Consider the following 22,718-nt stretch of genomic DNA (forward strand, 5'->3'; position numbering starts at 1 on the left):
ATCCCGTATTAACAAATTTGTTTGCGACGAGTAACCGCAGGAGCAAAGACCCCCACTGATTGAAGGTTCACTTTATATGAATCAACATTTTGTGAAACATCATCGCTCCTGTCAAGTTTAACTACTTATAAAGCGCAGTGCCTTACTTAATGTTGTTGGCACTACTGAGGCATGGTTTTCTTCTAGTGCGACATAAAATTGGGCTAGTAAACTAGCACTATGGCGATTATTATAGAAGGTCATGGCGTCATCCACCATTTCACCTTCCTCTCCGCCAACGTAAATTGCAACAGGTGTTAATCTTTTTTCTGTTGTTTCATGTAAAATTTGCAATAACTCATGGTTATTCCACCAAATTGAAGGGCTTACAGCTACATATTTTTCAAATAAATTAGATTCTGTTAAATAGCACCAAAGTGAAAATAAACCACCTAATGAATGCCCATATAAAGAAAAGTGTGCACGATTCACATTATAATTAGCACAAATATATGGGATTAACTCCTCAATAAAAAACTGCTTAAAATCTGCTGCACCTCCTACAGGAACTGGCTCTATTTTCTTTCCTTTATACGTAGGAAAATGATATTGCTCAGCCGGTGCAGTGAAATCATAAAATCGACGATTCCTATCTCCATCCTGATTATGTCCGACACTTACAATAATATTTGGCTGAACCCCTGTTTTCTCGCTCATAAGCATTTGATTTTCCATCGCAATAAACATCATCTGTGCATAGCGCTGTCCATCTAATACAAAAATGACAGGAAAGCCACCCTCTGGAGCAGGTGTTTCTGGTACAAATACTTCGATTGGATAATCATACTTACAATAAGTTGAATACATGAATATACCTCCGTCTTAAATTAGTAAAGCTATGCGAGCACTTTTTCTTTTTTCGTATTTTCAAGTATTTCCTTGATTAGCTTATAAGAAAAACAAACTGGCGTCCCCTGCTCATCATATAAAATTTGTGCATCAATATTGAATACCTGTTTTAACACATCATTTGGCAAAAGCTTGACGACTTTCACTAGTCCTTTGCGAATACCCTTTTTAATACCTCCTGCCAATAATATATACTCGCCTCTTTTAAATACATGGCATGTAATCATTTTAGAAGTTTTTTCGAATTCCTCTGACTTCAAATTTTGAAAAATAGGTATATGTGAAAAACAATATGTTCTCGAACAAGTCACTATAAACACCTCTTAAAATTCTCTTTTTTGTAATGCACATCACAGCATAGACAACATCTCTATCGTATAATTTTATCAATAATGATAATCATTATCAAATATTCTTTTCTGTGACACGCATCACATAATAGCAAAATAAAATAGGACCATCTGAAAAGTACGTTCGCACTCTTTCAAACAATCCTATTTTTCCTATATAATTCGTAGTCGACTTAATATTCCGAGCTATGTGTGCACTGAGTATCGTCGTAATGAATCGTAAAGTACTTTGCAAAAGTACCTAAAATTGATGTTATCTTCATTGTCATTTCGGCTGGACTACTCATAAATCCACCTTCAATCCAATCTTGAATCATACCTGCAGTACCAAATGCCATATAGCGCTTTTGATATTGGTCGTCGGTATTGGCATCATTGTACTTAAATTGAAAATGACGTATTAACATATGATATATTTTATCAGGTAATTGGCGATGAATGCTTGGCAAAGTATCTTCCACTAATAGCAAGGAAAAATAATCGCGATAATCATAAATAAAATAAAACAAATCAAAAGATAAATTACTCATTTTCATGACATCAATCGGAATGTCTCTTTTATATTTGCACATACTATAGTGCTGGATTAGCTCAGACATCTCCTGCATTAGCTCTTCTACTAAATCTTGCTTATCCTGATAATGCAAATAAAAGGTTGTTCGATTATAACCGGCATCTGTCACAATATCCTTCACTGTTACAGCATTGTAGCCTTTTTCGTGAACCATTTTAATAAATGATTTTTTCAAAAACTGCTTTGTTCTTTCTGCTTGAACTGAATGCGTTTTCAAATAATTCACCTCAAAATCGACACTTTTTCTAAAAATGTAGTATTTCTTTACATTTTAAAGGGTATTAATGATTGGTGAAAGTAATTTGATTGCCTACAATGAAATTGTAACAATTATATAACAGAAACGAGGAGATTAAGTGAAACGATTTGAAGATAAAGTGGTCATCATTACAGGGGCTGCTGGCGGAATCGGAAAAGAAATCGCCCGTAAATTAGCTGGTGAAGGTGCAAAATTAGCGCTTGTCGATTTAAACGAAGGTGCATTACATGAAGTGATGACAGAGCTAGAGCTTCCAGAGGATAAAACACTTTTAGTAAAAGCGGATGTATCAAAAGAAGCAGATGTTAAAAATTATGTTGAGCAAACTCTAGTGAAATTTGGCAAAATTGATGGCTTTGCTAATAACGCAGGTGTTGAAGGTCCAGCAAAACCTCTCGAAGAGCTTACAGAGCAAGATTTTGACTTTGTTTATAGCATTAATGTAAAGGGTGCATTTTTCGGCATTAAATATGTACTTCCTGTTATGAAGCAACAAAAGCAAGGCTCAATCGTGAATACGGCTTCAGTAGCAGGCTTAATTGGTTCACCAAATATGCTACTTTATAACTCCTCAAAACATGCATTAATGGGAATTAATAAAGTGGCAGCTATTGAGGCAGCGCCATTTAATGTCCGTGTAAATACAGTAAACCCTGGAGTTATCAATACGCAAATGATGCGTCATATTGAAGAAAAAGTTGCCCCAGGCGCAAGTGAGGTAGCACGTGCTGCTTATAATGATGCCGTACCTTTGAAACGCTACGGAGAGCCAGAAGAAGTGGCGAATGTTGTAGCCTTCTTATTATCAGATGAATCATCGTATGTAAGCTCTTCATCTTACACTGTTGATGGTGCATTATATAACGTTTAATCATTCTATACGGAAATAATTAAGGGGGAAAATGACAATGAAACGATTTGAAGATAAAGTAATTATTATTACAGGTGGGGGCTCTGGTTTAGGTCAAGCTTCTGCATTACAGCTAGCTTTAGAAGGTGCAAAACTTGTATTAGTTGACTTAAATGAAGCTGGCTTAAAGGAGACACAAGCAAAAATTGCTGAAGTCGAGCCAAGTGCTGAAACATTATTATTAACAGCAAACGTAGCCGATGAAAAAGCGGTCGAAGGATATGTACAAGCAACTGTCGACAAATTCGGCAAAATCGATGGCTTCTTTAACAATGCCGGCATAGAAGGCAAGCAAAATTTAACAGAGGATTTTGGCATTGAAGAATTCCAAAAAGTAGTTTCCATTAATTTGAATGGCGTGTTTTACGGAATGAAATACGTACTAAAAGTAATGAAGGAGCAAGGTTTCGGCTCCATTGTTAACACGGCTTCAGTTGGGGGTATTCGCGGTGTTGGTAATCAATCTGGCTATGCTGCAAGTAAGCATGGAGTTGTTGGCTTAACACGTAACTCAGGTGTTGAATATGGACAGTACGGAATTTCAATTAAAGCAATTGCACCGGGAGCAATTATGACACCAATGGTAGAGGGCTCACTCCGTCAAATAGGTGGAGACAATTGGGAAGAGGTTGGGAAGGAATTTGTAAAACCAAATCCAATGAGACGTTTCGGTAAACCAGAGGAAGTTGGCTATCTTGTAGCATTTCTATTATCGAATCAAGCAGATTTTATCAACGGTGTTGTTGTTCCAATCGACGGCGGTCAATCATATAAATACTAAAATGGGTGTAGCGCTAAACAAGCCGTGCGGTTGCCGGCTTGTTTAGCGCTTTTGATGGTGTTTTATAAAATGAAGATAAACACTGTTAAAGCTAATGTTCATCCCATTTTTAAAAGAGAAGGTCTCTCCCCATTTATTGGAATCCGCATTTTGTCAAACATCATCACTACTCCCCAAAATGCCGACTACGCATAGCTTTTCGAACAGCTCCCCCTTCAATTATTCAGCTACGACAGTAAATCGTTGCTTTAAATGTTGAGCATTCTCAATTTCATCCACCACTGCAATAGCATAATCTGCATAACTAATATAGCTTTCACCCTTTGAATTTATAAGGAGACGGTCTTTGCCTAATTGATATGCTCCTGTTCTTTTTCCCTCTGCATCAAAAAAAGCAGATGGGCTAATAAATGTCCATGTTAAATCAGTTGTTTGCTGTAATTCTTCTAAATTGCGCCCTTGTCCTTTTGCTGTTGGCTTCACTACTTCTGGAAATTCCTCTGTATCGATTAGCTTTAGCGTTTTATTTTCATCGACATATAAGCTACCCGCACCACCGACAACGATTAGTCGCGTTGCTGAACCTTTTAACGCCTCTATTAATGTGCGTCCTACATTTATATGCGCTTGTTCTTCGCCAAGTGGCGCACCAAAAGCATTGACAACTACTTCAAATGAAGTTAAATCTGCTGCTGTCAGCTTAAGAACATCTTTTTCGATAACTGCTGTATTATTATCTTGTAATTTTACTTTATCTCTTACGATAGCAGTCATTTCATGCCCACGGCTAGCTGCTTCTTTTAAAATAAGATTTCCTGCTTTTCCACTTGCTCCAATTACTGCAATTTTCATTTTCTTTTCCTCCAATTTTATGCTGAATGCTGTTGCTAATTACCTAGTATTTTACGGATTCTCGGTGCTACTTCTGTTGAGAGCAGCTCGATGTTTTTTTCAACCTTCTCGAAAGGCAATCCACCGATATCGACTTGTGCTAAAAAGCGTCTATGACCAAATAGCTCATATTGACGAAGTATCTTTTCAACTATTTGCTCTGGGCTCCCTACAAACAGCGCCGTATTGGGGCTTGCCATTTGCTCAAATTCATTCCTTGTCATTTTCGTGCCAAATCCACGTTGACGATTTACATAGTACCAATAATTAGAATAATATGGATAAAATTCATTCTTTGCTTGCTGGCTCGTTTCAGCGATATACGTATGGCCCGTTACAGCAACTTGCAAAGCTTCAGGCAAATGTCCCGCCTCCTTACCCGCTTGGCGGTAAAGCTCCACAAGTGGTTTGAAACGATTTGGGTCACCACCTAAAATAGCTAAAGTCATGCCAACACCAAACTTCCCAGCACGTACCGCACTTTCAGGAGTGCCTCCGACGCCAATCCATATTGGTAGCTGTTTTTGCAAAGGGCGTGGCGCTATTTCTGCATCTTTTAATGGCGAGCGGAAATTGCCCGACCAAGTGACCGTCTTATTATTATTTAATTGTAAAAGCAAATCCATATGCTCCGTAAACAATTCATCATAATCGTTTGTACTATATCCGAAAAGTGGGAATGATTCGATAAAGGCTCCGCGCCCAGCTAAAATTTCAGCACGACCATTTGAAAGTAAATCCAATGTTGCAAAATCCTCAAATAAGCGTACCGGGTCAAGCGTACTTAGCACACTTGTCGTACTCGTTAGCTTAATTTGCTGCGTCTCCCTTGCAATCGCAGCCAGTATTACAGCTGGAGATGAGACAGCATAGTCTAAAGGATGATGCTCTCCGACCCCAAAAACATCTAGTCCAGCTTCATCAGCGAGCTGTGCAGCCTTTATAATCTCATTAACTCTCTGCCTAGCATTTACTGTATGACCAGTAAATGGGTCAGGCCCCATATCCGCAAGTGTATAAATACCAATTTCAAAGTTGCTATTCTTTTCTTGGCTCATAGTTTCCTCCATTCAAAATCTGTGACATCCACCGGAAGCGGAAGCCCTCACAAATGTTGGTCACTCAGTCATTATCGTAGAAAGTGATGTTCTTAGACTGAGTTCCTGTGATTCAGCGGGTGTTTGATTACCTACTGAAACTGGTCTAATGCTGGCACTCATCTCTCATCTATAGAGGTAAAAGTTCTGTATCTCTCGCTGACGTTTTCGGTATAAAAACATGTACTCCTGTGGCTACTCGTCGCCGTAAATATTGCCCAAAGGAGTTAAACAGCTAATATAATTGAATTTCCTGAAGGGTCCTGTGTTATAATACGATTATTTTCTTCCACAACGTCACTTCCGATTTGTTGTAAATTACGAACTACCTCTTGACGTGCTTCTTCATTTGCGTAAACAAGTGTAAAGAACTCAAGACCTACGCTATTTTTAGCTGGCTTTGGTGCTCCTACGCCATTCCACACATTGACCGCAACATGGTGATGATATTTAGCATCTGAAAGGAATAATGCCTGCCCGCCATAGCGATTTACAACATCCAATCCGAGACCTTTCACATAAAATTCTTCTACTTCTTTTAATTCTGCAACATGTAAATGAATATGACCCATTACTGTTTTTTCAGGCATACCTTCCCATTTATTTGCTGTTACGTTTTTCAACAATCGCTCAAAATCTAATGGGTCGACTGTCATTGCTACCTCTCCCTCCAGCCAAGCCCATTCAGAAGGTGCTCTATCTATATAAATTTCAATTTGGTTGCCATCAGGGTCATTCAAATACAATGCCTCACTTACAAGATGGTCTGATGAACCAAAGCGAATACCGTGTTCCACTAAATGTACAACAACATTTGCTAAATCTGATTTTTCTGGTAACAGCAGTGCAAAATGATAAAGCCCCGTTGTTCTTCCCTGCTTCGCAATCACATTTTCAGGTTGCTCAAGTGATAAAATACTTGTTTTCCCATCTGTTGTAAGCTTTACTGCTGAAGCTGTTTGCTCTAAAATATCGAATCCAAGAATATCTCGGTAAAACTGTATTGATTGCTCTAAATTTGTTACTTTAATTTTGACATGTCCTACAAATGTTGTTGGCTTCGTATGAAATCTCATCGTAATCCCCCTAATCATTAGTTGAAAATTTTTGGTCTAAAGAAATTTTTGATTGATTTGTAAAAATGAAATAAACAGACATCGCTAATAAAAGCAATTCCAGCTCGTAGCCTGCCATTTGACCATCACCAAGAAAACCGGCTGAAAGCTTCACAGTAAAAATGGCACCTATCATAATACTGCAAGTAGCATCGAAACAACTCGTGTTCCTAAACCGAGAATCAAAATAATGCCACCTACCAATTCAATTACTGCTACAACATACGCCATGAATCCTGGAACACCTATGCTATCGAAAAACCCTGCGGTATTGGCAATTCCACCTTGAAACTTTGAAAAACCGTGAATAAAAAACGTAAGGCCTAATATGGCTCTTAAAATAACTTTCCCTATTTCATTAGCATTCATTACTGTTTTCTCCTTAGATACTTACTTTATGTAACCTAGTTTACTTACGTAATTATATTTTGTCAAGTAACTTAATTTCGTTTTGTAATCAATTTATTATTTTGTGTTATAATTTAATTAAGCGAGGTGTAATGAAAACATGAAACAGCCAACAATTTGCCCAAAATTTGAAAAAGCCATCTCATTATTAAGTCAAAGATGGACTGCATTAGTTATTTATCAATTACTATCAGGCTCGCAACGATTCAGTGAAATTCAATCTGCAATCGGCATTAGCAGCAAAGTATTGTCTGAGCGTTTGAAGGAATTAGAACAGCAAGAGGTCGTTAAACGTGAGGTTATACCAGAAACACCAGTAGTTATTGAATATTCATTAACAGAAAAAGGCCATTCCATAGAGCCGATTTTAAGAACAATCGAAAACTGGTCACAGCAATGGGTCGTCTCTGAATCAAAGCAGTAGGCGTAAAAAGAGGCTGTTCGAAAACGTACGTTTTCGAACAGCCTTCGATTTTTTCCATTAATGCATATGTTATGAGCGAAAATTGCCGTTTTACGAGCGAATTCGGATGTTTTATGAGCGAATTTATACTTTTTATGAGCGATTTAGGAGTTTTTACTCTTTAATTAAATAATAAAGCTCAGTTAATTGATGCTTATCTAAAATTTTTGGTACGGGGTATAACGGATTCGCCTCTCGATATGCGCGTTCTACCATTAACGGAATATCCTTTTCTTCAATACCTTCGATTTTTTCGGGAATTCCCATCTTAGCATTTAATTCCCGAATTTTACTTATGAGCTGCTTTGCCTTTGCTTCATTACTATATTCTTTATTTGATAATCCTATAACGTCGGATAGCTTAGCTAACTGGTCATAAACTGCGTCCCCATAATATTCTAAAACATAAGGTAAAATCACAGCATTAGCTAAGCCATGAGGCGTTTTATAAAAACCGCCTAATGTATGAGCAATCGCATGTACATAGCCGACAAATGCCCTCGTAAAGGCTACACCCGCTAAAAACGAGGCTTTCTGCATATTTTTACGAGCTGCTATATTTTGTCCATCCTCATAAGCCGTTAAAAGATTGCTAAAAATAAGCCGCACTGCCTCCTCGCTACACATTTTCGTTTCACTCGTATTACTGCGACCAATATAAGCCTCAATCGCATGTGTTAAAGCATCCATCCCTGTTGTAGCAGTTATATGCTTTGGTAAATTTAGCGTTAACACGGGGTCAAGCACCGCAAAATGAGGAATGAGCGACAAGTCCATAAGCGCATATTTTTCATGTGTACGGCTATTCGAGACAACTGCCGCCAATGTCGTTTCACTCCCTGTACCCGCAGTCGTTGGAATCGCAAAAAGTGGTGGAATTGCTTTATTCACTTTTAGCTGCCCCTTTAATTGCTCTATCGTTTTATTTGGGCGTGCCACTCTTGCGCCAACACCCTTCGCACAATCCATCGGTGAACCACCACCAAATGCAATAATCCCCTGACAACGCTGTGCCTTATAAAGCGCTAAAGCGTCCTCAATATTATCAATCGTCGGATTTGGCACAGTATCCTGATAAATTGTATATTCAATGCCAACTTTATCGAATGCGACTAATAAATGCTTCATCAATCCTGCCTTAACAATACCTTTGTCTGTCACAATCAAAACCCTCTTTATATCATTGTCGGTAATGATTTGCGGTAATCTCAGTAAGGCATTCTCCCCTTCGATTAAAACAGGCTTTCGCCACTTCATCACTTTCAAAGCTTGCTTATGAACCATTTGATAAGCACGAAAATACGTTTCCTTCATAGCAACCCCATCCCTTCAATGTAACATCTAAATTTAGTTTAATGGAATTCCGATGGGAAGGAAATAAAGTTGTCTGAAAAGTCTATTTTTAAAAGAGGTGTTCTCTATTTAGGGGAGTTCACATTTTGTCAAACATCATCGCTACTGTCCAAAAAGAACCTTCCATCTCATAGTTGATTAGAAGGTTCCTCTTACATAAATTTATTTATTGAAAAATAGGATAGGAAAGCTTTAATATTTCATCCGTATGCTGCCGAACTTTTTTAATCACTTGCTCATTGATTCGATTATAAAGTACATGGTTATTACTATTTGGATAAAAAATTTTTTCTGTTCGAATCATTGCCTCACTAGCAGCGCTAAAGGTTTCATAAATATTTAAATACTTGGCTGTACAAATTGCTGCTCCTAAGCATGCACTGCTACTGCCTTTACGGCGCATCACAGGTAAATTAAATAGATCTGCAATAATTTGCGCAAGCACATCGCTTTTAGCTCCGCCGCCATTAATAATGATTCGTTCCATTTTCCCGTCCGTTTCATCAAGCATTTCATCTACATTATTTTTTATATTAAACGCAATTGCCTCTAAAATAGAACGATAAATATGAAATGCCGTATGCCTTTGGTCAAAACCAAGCATAATCCCTTTTCTATAAGGTGCTGATGGTGGTGGTAGCCAATCCAGTATTGTAATTAAACCATCACTTCCTACAGGTATGCCTTCTGCCATTTTATTCAAATAACCTTCTTCGCTCATCGAATTTTTATTTGATTGTAGCAATAGATTTTCACCAATTAATTTTTTAAACCAGCTAACTGTCCACATCCCCCGCCTAATCCCATTTGTTTCATACACATATTTAAACGGGATGCTAGCAAGCGTCGGAAAAAAACTCTTGGCATTATCAAAATAATAATCGCTTAGCGTCATTGCTGAAATAAATGTACCTAATGAAATCATCATCGTGGATTCATCATGGATACCAGAGCCGAGCACATCTACCGCTTTATCGTTAGCAGTTGCTACTACCGGAATCGCAGAGGGTAGCCCCCACTTCTCTGCTAGTTCTTTACGTAAATTACCTAATTTCTCTCCTGGTTTCACAAGCTCAAATAACATGCTACGCTTCAAACCAAAGGCTGCAATTTTCGTCTCATCTTCAAACCAATTTAATGTCCTATAATCTAATGGCCAATGAACCTCATAATTTGCTGCACTATCTTTTATTTCGCCAGTTAAGCGAAAATTAATATAACCCGAAGTCGTCGTTACATAATGTACATGCTCGTCCTCATGTCGATAAGGCGCATTTAACCGCGCATCCATCCAGCTCATGACAGGAGAAGCTAATTGAAATTGTTCGTTTAATAACACTCGGCAACAACGGATCGTACAAAGACCAATGCCAATAATATGCTCCAAATCACCTTGGAAATTCTTTAAGCATTGTTCAATCGCCTTCGTCACACTATGCCATAAATCATCATCTGGATGCTCAACAACACCTGGTGCTGGTGTTAAAGGTTCACGTAGCGGAAACGAGCCATATGAAGCCTCATTCCCTTCTAAATCATATAAAGCTACCTTTGTGCTTTGTGAACCATTATCAATAGCTAAAATATATTTTTTCAAACAGCCACCTCATTATTTAATGAACTTGTTAATTTCTTTTTGAGGGAAAATCGTACCATGATTCATAATACCATTCGGGTCAAAGGCAGCCTTTAATTGCTCCAACATATAGTATGCTGAGCCATGCTCTTCTTTTGTCCATTCAGAGCGATATTTACCAATACCGTGATGATGACACATCGAGCCCCCAAGTTTCAACGTTTCTTCCACAATAATTGTTTGAAGCGGATGATGATACGTAATCATTTCCTCATCAGGCTCGCAGTTAATATTGTAGTTATAAACAAAGTACATATTTGTCCCATTTAGATAGCTATGAGAAGAATGCCCACCAAGCATCGTTAAATCCTTTGCGTGAGGGAATTCCGTACGAATGCGCTGAATTACGTTATTGTATATTTTAGGAATCGTTTCCCAATCACCTGAAATTTCTGTTGTAAAGCCATCATGCTCACTTAATTTCACCATACGCTCAAATTCTGCATCTAAATTTTCCTGTGTCCAGTTTAATTGATTGAACCATCTTTCAATTAGTATAGGCTCTACTTCCTCAATGACATCGTCTTTGAACTGCTCCACTGCCTCTTCAATTGCTATACTTGTTGCCTCTACAATACTTTTCGGTCCTTCAGACATAAAGATGAGCACGCATTTTTCTTTATAGAAATGAGCAAAATGCTGCCTTGCATCTTCCTCTGAATAAACTCTTGCTACTGATGGGCGGAAGCCATTGACGATGACCTCACGCAATATTTTGATTCCCGTTTCAATATCTTTAACTAAATAGCTTTGGAATACATGATTGCTTGGGTAATATTTAAAAATTTTAATCGTTACCTCTGTAATAACGCATAATGCTCCTTCATTTCCGATGACAATATGGCGAATATCTGGACCACCAGCTCGGCGTGAGACATTTTTAATTTTGGAAATATGCCCTGTTGGGAAAACACATTCTAGACCAACAACCATATCCTCAATAGCACCGTAAAGCGTTGAAAATTGACCAATACTACGTGTTGCTAGCAATCCACCATACTGTGCGACCGGTTTAGATTGCGGGGAATGCCCAGTTGTGTAGCCAATTTTTCTTAATTCATCTTCTAATATTTGTAATGGTACACCTGCTTGTACTGTTGCTTGCATATTATAAGGGTCGATTTTAATAATTTGATTCATTTTAGAGCAATCGATTACAATCGTTAAATCCTTCCAGTTCTCTAACCCTCCCTCTGTCGATGTTTTACCGCTACGTGGGATAACATTAATAAAATGCTCATTACAAAACATAAGTAATGCTTGTACTTCCTGCGCATTTATTGGGTAAACAATCGCAATTGGAAGGGGGGTATCTAACGCCTTTTTTGCCTTCGCATATTTTTTATAACGGTCTGCTGAAGCATCATATAAAGCTTCTTCCTCTGCATTAATTCGCTCTGATGCAATCACCTGACGCAATGCATCAAGTAAATGCTCTTTCTTTTGTAAAATTTCCTGTGTCATCGTCCATTCGCTCCTTTATTTTTTACTATGTGTATAATTAACAAGCCGCTAATCATAGGTGTTACACCCATTTGATAAAGCGAAACTTCAATCAGTGGGGCTTACTGCCCGTTAATGCAGGATAAAGCAACATTCATCTATCTAACTAGATAACCACCATCAACATTTAATAAAGTTCCATTTACATAATTCGATGCTTCCGAGGCTAAAAATACAGCCGCCCCCATTAAATCTTTCAACTCACCCCAACGATTGGCAGGAATATGGTTTAATACGCGCTGATTCGCTTCTGCATTTGCACGAGTATCTGCTGTGACAGCGGTTGCAAAATACCCCGGGGCAATACCGTTTACTTGAATATTAAACTGAGCCAGTTCGTCACAATATGCTTTAGTAAAGCCAGCTAAACCATGCTTACTTGCTGCATATGCTGGGGACCATTGTCCACCTAAATAAGAAAATAAAGAGCATGTATTAATAATTTTCCCTGACTTTTGAGGTATAAAATATTTCGCTACTTCATGTGCTAATTCAAAGCTAGCCGTTAAATTAAGGGCAATCATTTTATCCCATTGCACACGCGTAAATTTTGTGACATCAGGCTCATTAATACAAATGCCAGCATTGTTCATTAAAATATCAATTTTCCCAAAATGCTCAACACAAGATTTGGCAACTTCCGCGCAAGCCCCCTCTGCAGTAATATCAGCAAACATCGCATGATATTGCACTCCCTCTGCCTCAATCAATGACTTCGTTTCACCATTGTCATCCGCGACACTAACCACAAAAATATTCGCACCAGCCTTCGCTAAAGCAAGTGCTAATGCTTGACCAATACCTGAATTTCCTCCTGTGATAATTGCGACCTTTCCTTTTAAATTAAAATAATCCATTGAAAACTGTGTGATAGTACTCAATTTTTTCATCTCCTTCACTTTTAATTTGCTGTTACTTTTTCATCTATTCACTAGCTATTTATCGCAATCCATAAAGTGAAACTCCAATCCGTGGAGGCTTTTCTCCACGGATTGTTAGTTGAACCAATCGGGCTTTTACGGGCAGTTGTTCTCCCACTTATCCTTTAACCGCTTTTCACTTAAGTCTGAAAGTGGGAGGCTTACTGCCCGTTAATGCGGGATAAAGTGAAACTTCAATCTGTGGAGGCTTTTCTCCACGGATTGTTAGTTGAACCAGTCGGGCTTTTACGGGCAGTTGACCTCCCACTTATCCTTCAGCCGATTTTCACTTAAGTCTGGAAGTCGGAGGTTTACTGCCCGTTAATGCGGGATAAAGTGAAACTCCAATCCATGGAGGTTTTTCTCCACGGATTGTTAGTTGAACCAATCGGGCTTTTACGGGCAGTTGTTCTCCCACTTATCCTTTAGCCGTTTTTCACTTAAGTCTGAAAGTGGGAGGCTTACTGCCCGTTAATGCGGGATAAATTTGCAAACTACTAGCATGACAAAATTCAATATCCTTATAATTCATCTAATTTACCTTTCAATGATTAATGGCTTTTCTATTTCTCAAGCCATCATGCCCATGTCTTATCCTCCACTTCTTAAATCAAGTAAAATAAGTTCGTAATATGAACATATTTTTCGCAATTTGATTATTGATGAAATTATAAGACTATTTCGTAAATACTGTCAATATAGAAAAAAGCCAAAAAATAAAGAAAAAAATAGATTGACGAAGATAAATTATACAGTTTATACTTTTGTAAAGTTGCAAAATACGAATAACTAGTTCATTATGCGAACTTATTATTCTGAATATTATAATTATTAGGAGGTATGTATGGGCTATTTATTCAACAATTTGAACAGTATATTGAAGCTGTTAGGCGAGCACCTATTTTTAACCTTTGCTAGTTTAGGCATTGCACTTATTGTCGCGATTCCAATAGGCGTTTTAGTTTTGAAATACCGACGCTTCCACACACCTATTACATCGCTCTTAGGATTAATTTACACAATCCCTAGCTTAGCTTTGTTTGCAACATTAATTCCTTATACAGGATTAGGAAAAACAACTGCCATTATTGGGCTTGTTGCCTATAGTCAAATGATTTTAGTACGTAATATTGTTGCTGCGATTGATGGAATTGACCCATTAATTATTGAATCTGCAAAAGGGATGGGCATGACTAAATGGCAGATTTTAAGAAGAATCGAAGTACCACTTGCCGTCCCTGTCGTACTAGCTGGTATTCGAGTTGCAACTGTTTCTATTATTTCTATCGCATCTATAGCTGCTTGGATTGGTGCTGGCGGTCTCGGCTCTTTAATTTTCCAAGGCTTGCGCTCACAGCATACAGAGAAAATTATTGCAGGTACAATCTCAATTGCTTTACTAGCTATCCTTGCAGATATTATTTTCAGAATGCTTGATAAAGCGTTTAGACCAAAGATTAGTTAAAGGGGGGTGAATAATTTGCTATTTACCGAAATAAAAAATTATTTTGCAACAAATTCAACAACATTTTATACAAATTTAGGTTCACATATTCTGCTAAGTTTAACCGCCATTTTAATTGCTATTGTCATTTGCGTACCTCTCGGCATTTGGATTTCAAGGAAAGTAAATATAGCACCTTTTGTAATAGATATTATTAATATGATTCGCGTTGTTCCTAGTCTCGCTATACTAGCACTAGCACTTCCTATTTTAGGTGTTGGTTTTAAACCCGCTGTGTTAGCGCTTACAATTTTAGCGTGTCCACCGATTATCATTAATACTTATATTGCTTTCCGTGATATTAATCCGAATATTCGAGAAGCAGCGTATGGAATGGGAATGACTAAACTCCAAACGATTTTTAAAATTGAATTACCGCTAGCGCTCCCCATTGTATTAACGGGTATTCGTACGGCAAATGTTGAAGTTATAGCAAGTGCTACATTAGCTGTCATGATTGGAGGTGGTGGTTTAGGAAACTATATTATTAGTGGCGTAGGGATGATGAGCCAAAGTATTTTATTACTCGGGGCTGTCCCAGTAGCAATTTTAGCCATATCAAGTGAGTTTATTTTAAGTTTTATTCAAAAAAAGCTCGTATTCTACAACTAATATTTTAGGAGGATTTACTATTATGAAATTTAAAAAGCTTATTCTAATATTTATCACAGTAATGACTATTTCAGTTTTATCTGCTTGCTCTTCTAAATCAGGTGATTCAGACCAACCAACAGTTATTGTCGGTTCAAAAGACAACACGGAAAATCAACTGATGGGTGAAATGTATGCGCAAATATTAGAAGATGAGGGCATCAAAGTAGAGCGTAAATTGTTTTTAGGTGGTACAAATCCAACATATGAAGCGCTGAAAAAAGGAGATTTAAGCATCTATCCTGAATATACAGGGACAGCATTAACAGTGATGTTCCAACAGCCAGTGGAGCGTGACCAAGAAAAGGTTTTAAATTATGTACGTGAAGAATTCAAAAAAATCGGCTTAGAGTACTTAGAGCCCGCAGCACACAACAGCACATATGGCTTTGCAATGAAAAAGGACTTAGCATCACAGCTCGGAATCGAAACATTTAGTGATTTAGCTGACAATGCAAATAGCTTAATATTATCTTTCCCACAAGAATTCGATTTACGCGAGGATGGCTTATTAGGTCTTCAAAAACTATATGCTGACCAAGGTGGCTTCACTTTTAAAAAGCAATTCCAAATCGACTATAACTTACGCTACCAACCATTATTAGAAGATGAATCTGATGTAACAGTAGTCATTGGTACAGATGGCCAAATTAGCGGTTACGATTTAAAGTTACTTGCAGATGAACAAGACTTCTTCCCTGCATACAATGTTGCCCCATTGATTCGCGAAGATATTTTAAAAGCTTACCCATCCATCCAACAGCGCTTAGACGAACTTGCTCCATTATTAACAGATGAAGCGGTTCAAAAAATGAATTGGCAAATTGATGGCGATGCAAAGGAAGAAGTAGAAGATGTAGCAACAGCATTTTTAAAAGAACATAACTTATTAAAAAATAATTAACGTCAATCTATTTGATATGAATGGAGGTTCAAAATGAGTATCGTCTATAAAAATTTGTGCAAACAATATCCAAATGCACAAGCTCCTGCCGTAAATAATATTAATTTAACGATTAATGAGGGCGAATTCATCGTATTTTTAGGTCCTTCTGGTTGTGGAAAAACAACATTATTAAAAATGACGAATCGAATTTATGAACTGACTTCAGGCTCTATTGAAATAAATGGACAAGATGTAATGAAATTTAAGCCAGAGGAGCTTCGCCGACAAATTGGATACGTTATTCAACAGAATGGCTTATTTCCTCATATGACGATAGAACAAAATATTTCAGTTGTCCCACAATTATTAAAATGGGAACAAGAAGCAATAACGAAACGGGTAGATGAGCTTTTAACATTAGTTCATCTCGACCCTAATCAATTTAGAAAGCGCTATCCAAACCAGCTTTCGGGAGGTCAGCAGCAACGTGTAGGTATTGCCCGCGCAATGGCCGCTAATCCTTCGATTTTACTAATGGATGAGCCATTTGGAGCAATTGATGCGATTACACGAACTAGCCTGCAAGATGAACTGCATAAAATTCAGCGTCAATTGAAGCAAACGATTCTATTTGTCACTCATGATGTAGATGAAGCAATCAGATTAGCAGACCGAATCATTATTATGGAAAAAGGGGAAATTGTACAATTCGATACACCGTATGAAATCATTACAAATCCCCGAACTGAATTTGTCAAAAAATTAGTTGGCAATCGCGATATTTACCGACGTATGAATCTTCTTCGCTTATGTGATATAATAAATTATTCGAGCAGTAGTGAGTTAAGCTCCGTATTTTTCGAGGATGGATTCCATATAAATACTTCTGTTAAAGACGTTTTCGCAAGGTTTGTAGAAACAGGTAAAAAAGAGTTTACTATTTATGATGATACGAATACAAAAATTGATACGATTTCTTTTGATCAATTATTAATGGCTTTAACACTTGATGAGAGTCAATCACCTTCACTACTATGAAATAAAAGGTGGGAAGCAAATTTGTTATGAATAATCGTATGAATAAAATCGAAGGCCCTACAGTACAGGCAGTGGATCGAGCAATTTCTTTACTAAAAATTATTGCAAATAATCGTTCTCCTATTCAATTAGCAGATTTAGTTAGTGCAACAGGCATGAATCGTACTACAGTTTGGCGCATGCTATCAACACTAGAAAGCCATAACTTAATCGAAAGAGACCCTTTAACGAAAGGCTATCAAATAGGCTATGAAATCATTCGATTAGCGGCAAACACGGATAATTATAGTCATTTAATTCGTCGTGCATTACCTAGTATGGAGCGATTACGTGATTTCTTCCAAGAATCTGTCTTGTTAGGTGTTCCTAAGTCATCACAAATACTGACGGTTGAACAAATTAATCCATCCCATAGTATTCGTATTGCAGATTATGTAAATGAAATGTCACCACTACACTCTTCTTCTAATGGAAAGTTATTTTTAAGCAGTTGGTCAGAAGAAGAATTAAATATTTACTTAGAAAAACCATTAAAACAAGTGACACCCTTTACAATGACAGACCCGCAGGAGCTCAAAAAAGAGCTGCAAATCATTCGTGAACGCGGCTTCGGAACAACCTTTGGCGAACTCGATGAAAATGAAAATGGCATCTCAACCCCCATTCTCGACTCGGAAGGCAATATGATTGCTTTTCTTTCAATCGCTGGACCGGGCTTCCGTTTTACCCGAGACAAAGTTATGTCTGCCGGTGTTCGTGCCGTCCACGAAGCAAATGAAATTTCAAAAAGTCTTAATCTTCCATAATTATAGAGAGGTGTCTGAAAAACATGGGAACGCACTGCTTTTCAGACACTTTTTGTTTTTATCGAAAGAGCTAACGTTTAGAAAATCATATGCCGTTATAAAAGATTGCAAACATGGATTTTCAAACCGTTTCTTGCAATTATCAATTACGCCTCTCTTCCAGATTATTTCAAGGAAGTTGAATTAAAACCATCACAACATGCACCAGCGGTTAACTGACCTGCATCATGCAAAGCTCCCTTCAAAATCTGTAACATCCACTGGCGCTTAGACCTACACGATGTTAGACACTTAGTTCCTGTTACGGGACGTACTTAGCTCCTCATTATCAGCGGGTGTTTGAACAGCCACTGAAACAAGTCTAATGCTTGCATTCATCTTGTCACTTATAGAAGTGGGAGATTTCTGTAGCTATCGGTATAAAAATAATATACTCCTGCGGTTACTCGTCGCAAATAACTTGTGCTCCTGCGGTTACTCGTCGCAAATAACTTTGCTAATAGCAGTTAAAATTACAAATGGAAAAATGATTTTATCGTAATTTTCTCGTTTATAAGTCTTATTAATCGACTAAATAAATCTTACTTTTTTCTAAAAACTAATCATTAAAATATCCTTTCACCATAAATGAACCATTATAGTATACATAACATTATTAAGGACACTATATTAGTACATATTTTCTGGTACAAGTTCACTAATCTTAGTACTAGGAGAGGTGAACACTATGTCCAAACTGAATATTTTACTGGGAACTCAAATAAAACGCTATCGAAAACGTAAAAACCTTACTCAGGAGCAATTAGGTGAGAGGGCGGGTATAACACGACCACGTATTTCTGAAATAGAACGAGGAGTTGCTAATTTAACAATTAGCACTTTAGAAAATATACTTAATGCTTTAGAAATTGATTTACACGAACTTTTCAATTTTGGGGATGTAGCGAAATCACCAGATATTGAAACAAAGGAAACGTTGATATATTATCAGCAAGAGCTATTAAAGGGGCTTTCCACTAAAGAAATCCAATACATTTACAACACAACAAAAGAATTTATAGCCACTCTAAACGAGAAAAAATAACGGCTATTTCAAGAAGAATTACTATTTTACGTGTGCATTCTTAAAAAGGAGAGGTAGCGTGGGGCTGTCCAAAAAGCCGTGCATAGCCGGCATTTTGGACAGTAGCGATGATGCTTCGCAAAATGTTGATTCATATAAATAGAAAACGCCTCTTTTAAAAATGGGATGAACATTGGCTTTAGCAGTGTTATCCTTCAGTAAAAGGGAAGCGATGAAAACACTGATTTCAATGCGGTGGCAAAACAAAATGGACTTTTCGGACAACTTCTTAGCCCTCCTCCCTTATTTAAGGTAAAATTGCAAATGAGCGCACTGGGAAGCCAGATGCTTTTTCCGGCTTTGGTACGATATTAAAAATAACGGCTCCCTTTGCTGGAAGCTGATCTAAATTGGTTAATAGCTCGATTTGATACGTATCTTGCTCAAGTACAAAATATTCTCCCTCAAGCTTACCATTTCTGAGGAAATCTGCAGCAGAATCAGTATCAAATGTTTCATGTCCAACAGCACTCACTTTACGCTCTTTAAATAAAAACTGTAGTGCCTCTAAACCCCAGCCTGGAATATGATTATTCCCTTCCTTATCTTTGTTATTAAATGCTTCTTTATCCGGCCAGCGCTTACTCCAATCTGTGCGCAAGGCAACAAATGTACCTGCTTCAATTTCACCATGCTCAGCCTCGAACGCTAAAATATCCTGTACACTTAAAGTGAAATCATTATCTTCCTTCGCTTCCTTTGACTTATCAATAACAACGAGTGGTAGCACAAGCTCCTTCAAATTTAACTCATCTAAGTAGCGTGTATCACGCACGAAATGAATCGGTGGGTCAATATGTGTACCATATTGACCTGGGAATGAAAATTGCTGCGCAAAAAAACCTTCATCATGTGAAAACAGCGTTTCAAACTTCGCATCCTCAAACATGAAAAAATGAGGGGAATCTGGCCCGAATGTATGTGTTAAATCCACCCATTTCTTCCCCTTTAATACTTCAATTGCCTGTAGTAAATCATTTGTCATTGTACATCCCTGCTTTCTTTAAAATAAAAAAGCCCCCTTTTTACAAAGAGAGCTTCGATTCCTATTAATCGTTTACGCTCATCTTTAAGGCTATCGCCTATTGGAATTAGCACCATACTACATGTAGCTGGTTGCTGAGACGTCATCGGGCCAAATCCCTCAATCTCTCTTGATAAGCTATGAAATTATTTTTTATTGTAGCATATCCCTTCTTATCCTACAAGTTTTATATGAATTAATTTTTTAATTTATTCCTCTTACTCTCAGGGTGCTTTTTAGATAAAGGATAAATTATCGCTACTACAATAATTGGGCAAATTTCCTCTTATGCCTTTCCATATGCTAAATTCGGCATATTTTATATAAAATACTCCTATTATCTCTCGAGATAATTATTCCTTTGTACCCTATATATTACTACTATGTAAAAACAAATATTTCCATTGCTTGAACCTATCTAGAATAAAAGCAATGATTATGAAATTATTCGCTAAAGTTAAGCACCATAAAAACTTCTTTGGCAAAAACAACGTCAGTTTATTCCGTAACAAATTTATACCCCATTCCACGAACTGTTTGAATCCTTTTTGGCTTACTAGAATTCTCTTCAATCTTTTCGCGAAGTTTTTTTATATGTGCATCAATTGTTCTTTCCATCACCTCTTTTTCAAGATGTGGATATAAGTGCTCCAATAAGTTTTCACGCGGTATGACAATGTTTGGATTCTCCATAAAATAATACAATAATTGAAATTCGTGTTTTGTTAGGTGAATTTTTTGATTATATAAAACAACCTCCCCCTTTCTTGGTTTAATGCATAAACCACCGTATGAAATTTTTTGGCAAAATTGACCTGTCCTCCTTAATATCGCTTCTACATGAGCAAGCAATTCTTCTGGGTCAAACGGCTTTGTTATATAACCATCTGCACCTAATCGAAGCCCATGAATTTTATCAGCAGTTTGTACTTTTGCGCTTAACATAATAATAGATACTTCATTTCTTTCTTGCTCTTTAATCCACTCACATAATTGTTCTCCACTGATTTTTGGAAGCATTAAATCCAAAATAATTAAGCATGGATGCTCAGTTAGAAATACATGCTTCGCCATTTCTCCATCCGTTGCTTCCACCACTTCATATCCTTCTTTTTGTAAATAAATCTTAATTAAATTACGAATCATTTGGTCATCTTCAACTACTAAAATCTTTTGTTTCAAAATGACACCCCCAATTACTTTAACTTCCTAAACTCTTTAACCATCAAATCGTAATTCAGTGCACCTAATGCCACGTACTGAATTCTCCCGTTTGAATCAATCATATAAGATGTCGGATAGGCCTGAACCCGAAACAGTTCAGCGACTTCTCCATTTTTATCAATTAAAACTGGAGAAGTGAACCCTTTATCTTGAATGAAATTATTAACAGTTATTAAAGAATCTTCTGTATACGTTAAATTAATAGCGAAAACAAGCACATCCTCGTCTTCAGAAAATTTTTGTATATCCGGCATCTCTGCTCGACAAGGTGGACACCAAGTAGCCCAAAAATTTAGGAATACCTTTTTCCCCTTAAATTCTGAAAGTGAAAGAGTCTCACCTTCCAGTGTTTCCAACGTAAAATTAGGCGCAATATTCCCACGTCTAATACCTACATCATTTGTCTCTGTAATTTCCATATCAGTATTAGAAGAAATAACAGGTGTATTTGTACTTATTCGACTAGAATGAGCTGATATATATTCAACTAATGCATAACCAACCATTGCAATTAAAAATAAGCTTAATACTACTTTTTTCACTACTATATGCTCCCTCCTATCCTAAATTAGATAGCCATGTTCCATCAATTAACCTTAATAAAAAAGCGCTTAAACGAGGCATTAGCCCGAAGAATAAAAGGATGCCCATGAGAACCATCATAATCCCTCCCACTTTCATAATGATTCCCGTTTTGCCTACAATCCATTTGGATGAACCGATGAAAAATGTTAAAACAATAAACGGCACTGCAAAACCAATTACATACATAAACGTATAGAGAAGACCATGACTTGGATTTGTTGCAGCTAACAGCAAAATCGATGCGAAAATCGGACCGATGCAGGGTGTCCAGCCTGCTGCAAAACCTAATCCAACAAAGAATGTCCCTAAATAGCTCGTTGATTTTTTTGTATAGTGGAGTCTTCTTTCCTTCATGAAGGTTGGTATTGTTAACCATCCCGTAACGACTAACCCCATAAAGATTATAAATATCCCAGCAAGTCGCTGTATAAGTAACGCAATATTTCCTACGAATAACTGTTGTAACCACTGTCCTAAATAAGAAGCACTGGCACCTAAACTAATAAAAACAACGCCAATTCCAATTAAAAAAATAACAGAATGGCTTAATAGTTTTTTTCGAATGGCAGCGGTTTGTTCTACTTGAATTTCCATCACACTAATTCCTGTAATGTAGGATAAATAGGCAGGAAATAAAGGTAATACACATGGTGATAAAAAAGAAATGGCCCCCGCCCCAAACGCTAAAAAAATTCCTATTAAAAGGACTGTATCTGTTTCTATAATCAT

General features: G+C 37.3%; 23 protein-coding genes, 1 pseudogene and 1 riboswitch. Of the genes and pseudogenes, 9 read left to right on the top strand and 15 right to left on the bottom strand.

What is annotated here, in order from left to right:
• Positions 1 to 117: 117 nt before the first annotated feature.
• The 3 genes from C9J36_RS11485 to C9J36_RS11495 all read right to left on the bottom strand — a co-directional run bounded on the left by C9J36_RS11485 (position 118) and on the right by C9J36_RS11495 (position 2,029).
• The gene (locus C9J36_RS11485) at positions 118 to 846 is read right to left on the bottom strand and encodes an alpha/beta hydrolase (RefSeq protein WP_107943216.1); all 729 of its coding nucleotides are present in this window, start codon (positions 844 to 846) and stop codon (positions 118 to 120) included.
• A gap of 29 nt (positions 847 to 875) precedes the next feature.
• Positions 876 to 1,199 (bottom strand): cyclic nucleotide-binding domain-containing protein, encoded by a 324-nt coding sequence (locus tag C9J36_RS11490; RefSeq protein WP_107943217.1) that lies wholly within the window; start codon positions 1,197 to 1,199, stop codon positions 876 to 878.
• Between the two features lie 212 nt (positions 1,200 to 1,411).
• Positions 1,412 to 2,029, bottom strand: coding sequence for a TetR/AcrR family transcriptional regulator (locus C9J36_RS11495; protein ID WP_066166893.1), 618 nt, complete (start codon positions 2,027 to 2,029; stop codon positions 1,412 to 1,414).
• Positions 2,030 to 2,168: 139 nt separating this feature from the next.
• Between C9J36_RS11495 and C9J36_RS11500 the strand changes: the two genes are divergently transcribed.
• Positions 2,169 to 2,942 (top strand): SDR family NAD(P)-dependent oxidoreductase, encoded by a 774-nt coding sequence (locus C9J36_RS11500; protein ID WP_107943218.1) that lies wholly within the window; start codon positions 2,169 to 2,171, stop codon positions 2,940 to 2,942.
• 37 nt (positions 2,943 to 2,979) lie between these two features.
• Positions 2,980 to 3,762, top strand: a complete 783-nt coding sequence (locus tag C9J36_RS11505) for an SDR family oxidoreductase (protein WP_066166900.1) — start codon at positions 2,980 to 2,982, stop codon at positions 3,760 to 3,762.
• Positions 3,763 to 3,981: 219 nt separating this feature from the next.
• Here C9J36_RS11505 and C9J36_RS11510 read toward each other — a convergent pair whose 3' ends face one another.
• The 4 genes and pseudogenes from C9J36_RS11510 to C9J36_RS11525 form a co-directional block, all read right to left on the bottom strand.
• Entirely contained in the window at positions 3,982 to 4,614 is a 633-nt protein-coding gene (locus tag C9J36_RS11510; protein WP_107943219.1) for an NAD(P)-dependent oxidoreductase, read from the bottom strand.
• A gap of 35 nt (positions 4,615 to 4,649) precedes the next feature.
• Positions 4,650 to 5,711, bottom strand: coding sequence for an LLM class flavin-dependent oxidoreductase (locus tag C9J36_RS11515; protein ID WP_107943220.1), 1,062 nt, complete (start codon positions 5,709 to 5,711; stop codon positions 4,650 to 4,652).
• Between the two features lie 266 nt (positions 5,712 to 5,977).
• A complete protein-coding gene (locus C9J36_RS11520; protein WP_107943221.1) occupies positions 5,978 to 6,826 on the bottom strand; it encodes a VOC family protein in 849 nt (282 codons plus the stop codon).
• Positions 6,827 to 6,836: 10 nt separating this feature from the next.
• Positions 6,837 to 7,234: pseudogene (locus C9J36_RS11525) on the bottom strand (DoxX family protein).
• Positions 7,235 to 7,373: 139 nt separating this feature from the next.
• Here C9J36_RS11525 and C9J36_RS11530 point away from each other — a divergent pair.
• A complete protein-coding gene (locus tag C9J36_RS11530; protein WP_107943222.1) occupies positions 7,374 to 7,697 on the top strand; it encodes a winged helix-turn-helix transcriptional regulator in 324 nt (107 codons plus the stop codon).
• A 153-nt stretch (positions 7,698 to 7,850) separates the two neighbouring features.
• Here C9J36_RS11530 and C9J36_RS11535 read toward each other — a convergent pair whose 3' ends face one another.
• The 4 genes from C9J36_RS11535 to C9J36_RS11550 all read right to left on the bottom strand — a co-directional run bounded on the left by C9J36_RS11535 (position 7,851) and on the right by C9J36_RS11550 (position 13,085).
• Entirely contained in the window at positions 7,851 to 9,050 is a 1,200-nt protein-coding gene (locus C9J36_RS11535) for an iron-containing alcohol dehydrogenase (protein ID WP_107943223.1), read from the bottom strand.
• Positions 9,051 to 9,255: 205 nt separating this feature from the next.
• Positions 9,256 to 10,686, bottom strand: a complete 1,431-nt coding sequence (locus C9J36_RS11540; RefSeq protein WP_107943224.1) for an FGGY-family carbohydrate kinase — start codon at positions 10,684 to 10,686, stop codon at positions 9,256 to 9,258.
• Between the two features lie 12 nt (positions 10,687 to 10,698).
• A complete protein-coding gene (locus C9J36_RS11545; RefSeq protein WP_107943225.1) occupies positions 10,699 to 12,189 on the bottom strand; it encodes an FAD-binding oxidoreductase in 1,491 nt (496 codons plus the stop codon).
• Between the two features lie 137 nt (positions 12,190 to 12,326).
• Positions 12,327 to 13,085 (bottom strand): SDR family NAD(P)-dependent oxidoreductase, encoded by a 759-nt coding sequence (locus C9J36_RS11550; RefSeq protein WP_107943226.1) that lies wholly within the window; start codon positions 13,083 to 13,085, stop codon positions 12,327 to 12,329.
• Between the two features lie 907 nt (positions 13,086 to 13,992).
• Between C9J36_RS11550 and C9J36_RS11555 the strand changes: the two genes are divergently transcribed.
• From C9J36_RS11555 to C9J36_RS11580, 6 genes are all read left to right on the top strand, one after another.
• Positions 13,993 to 14,613, top strand: coding sequence for an ABC transporter permease (locus C9J36_RS11555; RefSeq protein WP_107943227.1), 621 nt, complete (start codon positions 13,993 to 13,995; stop codon positions 14,611 to 14,613).
• A gap of 15 nt (positions 14,614 to 14,628) precedes the next feature.
• Entirely contained in the window at positions 14,629 to 15,264 is a 636-nt protein-coding gene (locus C9J36_RS11560; RefSeq protein ID WP_201261940.1) for an ABC transporter permease, read from the top strand.
• Positions 15,265 to 15,286: 22 nt separating this feature from the next.
• Entirely contained in the window at positions 15,287 to 16,207 is a 921-nt protein-coding gene (locus C9J36_RS11565) for an ABC transporter substrate-binding protein (RefSeq protein WP_107943228.1), read from the top strand.
• A gap of 33 nt (positions 16,208 to 16,240) precedes the next feature.
• Complete coding sequence (locus C9J36_RS11570) at positions 16,241 to 17,227, top strand: ABC transporter ATP-binding protein (protein WP_107943229.1); 987 nt, start codon at positions 16,241 to 16,243, stop codon at positions 17,225 to 17,227.
• Between the two features lie 26 nt (positions 17,228 to 17,253).
• Complete coding sequence (locus C9J36_RS11575; protein ID WP_235616059.1) at positions 17,254 to 18,033, top strand: IclR family transcriptional regulator; 780 nt, start codon at positions 17,254 to 17,256, stop codon at positions 18,031 to 18,033.
• 727 nt (positions 18,034 to 18,760) lie between these two features.
• Complete coding sequence (locus tag C9J36_RS11580; RefSeq protein ID WP_066166926.1) at positions 18,761 to 19,117, top strand: helix-turn-helix domain-containing protein; 357 nt, start codon at positions 18,761 to 18,763, stop codon at positions 19,115 to 19,117.
• Between the two features lie 286 nt (positions 19,118 to 19,403).
• Here C9J36_RS11580 and C9J36_RS11590 read toward each other — a convergent pair whose 3' ends face one another.
• The 4 genes from C9J36_RS11590 to C9J36_RS11605 form a co-directional block, all read right to left on the bottom strand.
• On the bottom strand, positions 19,404 to 20,141 hold the full coding sequence (locus C9J36_RS11590) for a cyclase family protein (RefSeq protein ID WP_107943230.1): 738 nt from the start codon (positions 20,139 to 20,141) through the stop codon (positions 19,404 to 19,406).
• A gap of 75 nt (positions 20,142 to 20,216) precedes the next feature.
• A riboswitch (SAM riboswitch) is annotated at positions 20,217 to 20,320 on the bottom strand.
• 358 nt (positions 20,321 to 20,678) lie between these two features.
• On the bottom strand, positions 20,679 to 21,362 hold the full coding sequence (locus C9J36_RS11595; RefSeq protein ID WP_107943231.1) for a response regulator transcription factor: 684 nt from the start codon (positions 21,360 to 21,362) through the stop codon (positions 20,679 to 20,681).
• Positions 21,363 to 21,376: 14 nt separating this feature from the next.
• On the bottom strand, positions 21,377 to 21,946 hold the full coding sequence (locus tag C9J36_RS11600; RefSeq protein ID WP_235616060.1) for a TlpA family protein disulfide reductase: 570 nt from the start codon (positions 21,944 to 21,946) through the stop codon (positions 21,377 to 21,379).
• A gap of 16 nt (positions 21,947 to 21,962) precedes the next feature.
• Complete coding sequence (locus C9J36_RS11605; protein WP_107943232.1) at positions 21,963 to 22,718, bottom strand: cytochrome c biogenesis CcdA family protein; 756 nt, start codon at positions 22,716 to 22,718, stop codon at positions 21,963 to 21,965.

Source organism: Metasolibacillus fluoroglycofenilyticus (assembly GCF_003049645.1).
GTDB lineage: Bacteria > Bacillota > Bacilli > Bacillales_A > Planococcaceae > Metasolibacillus > Metasolibacillus fluoroglycofenilyticus.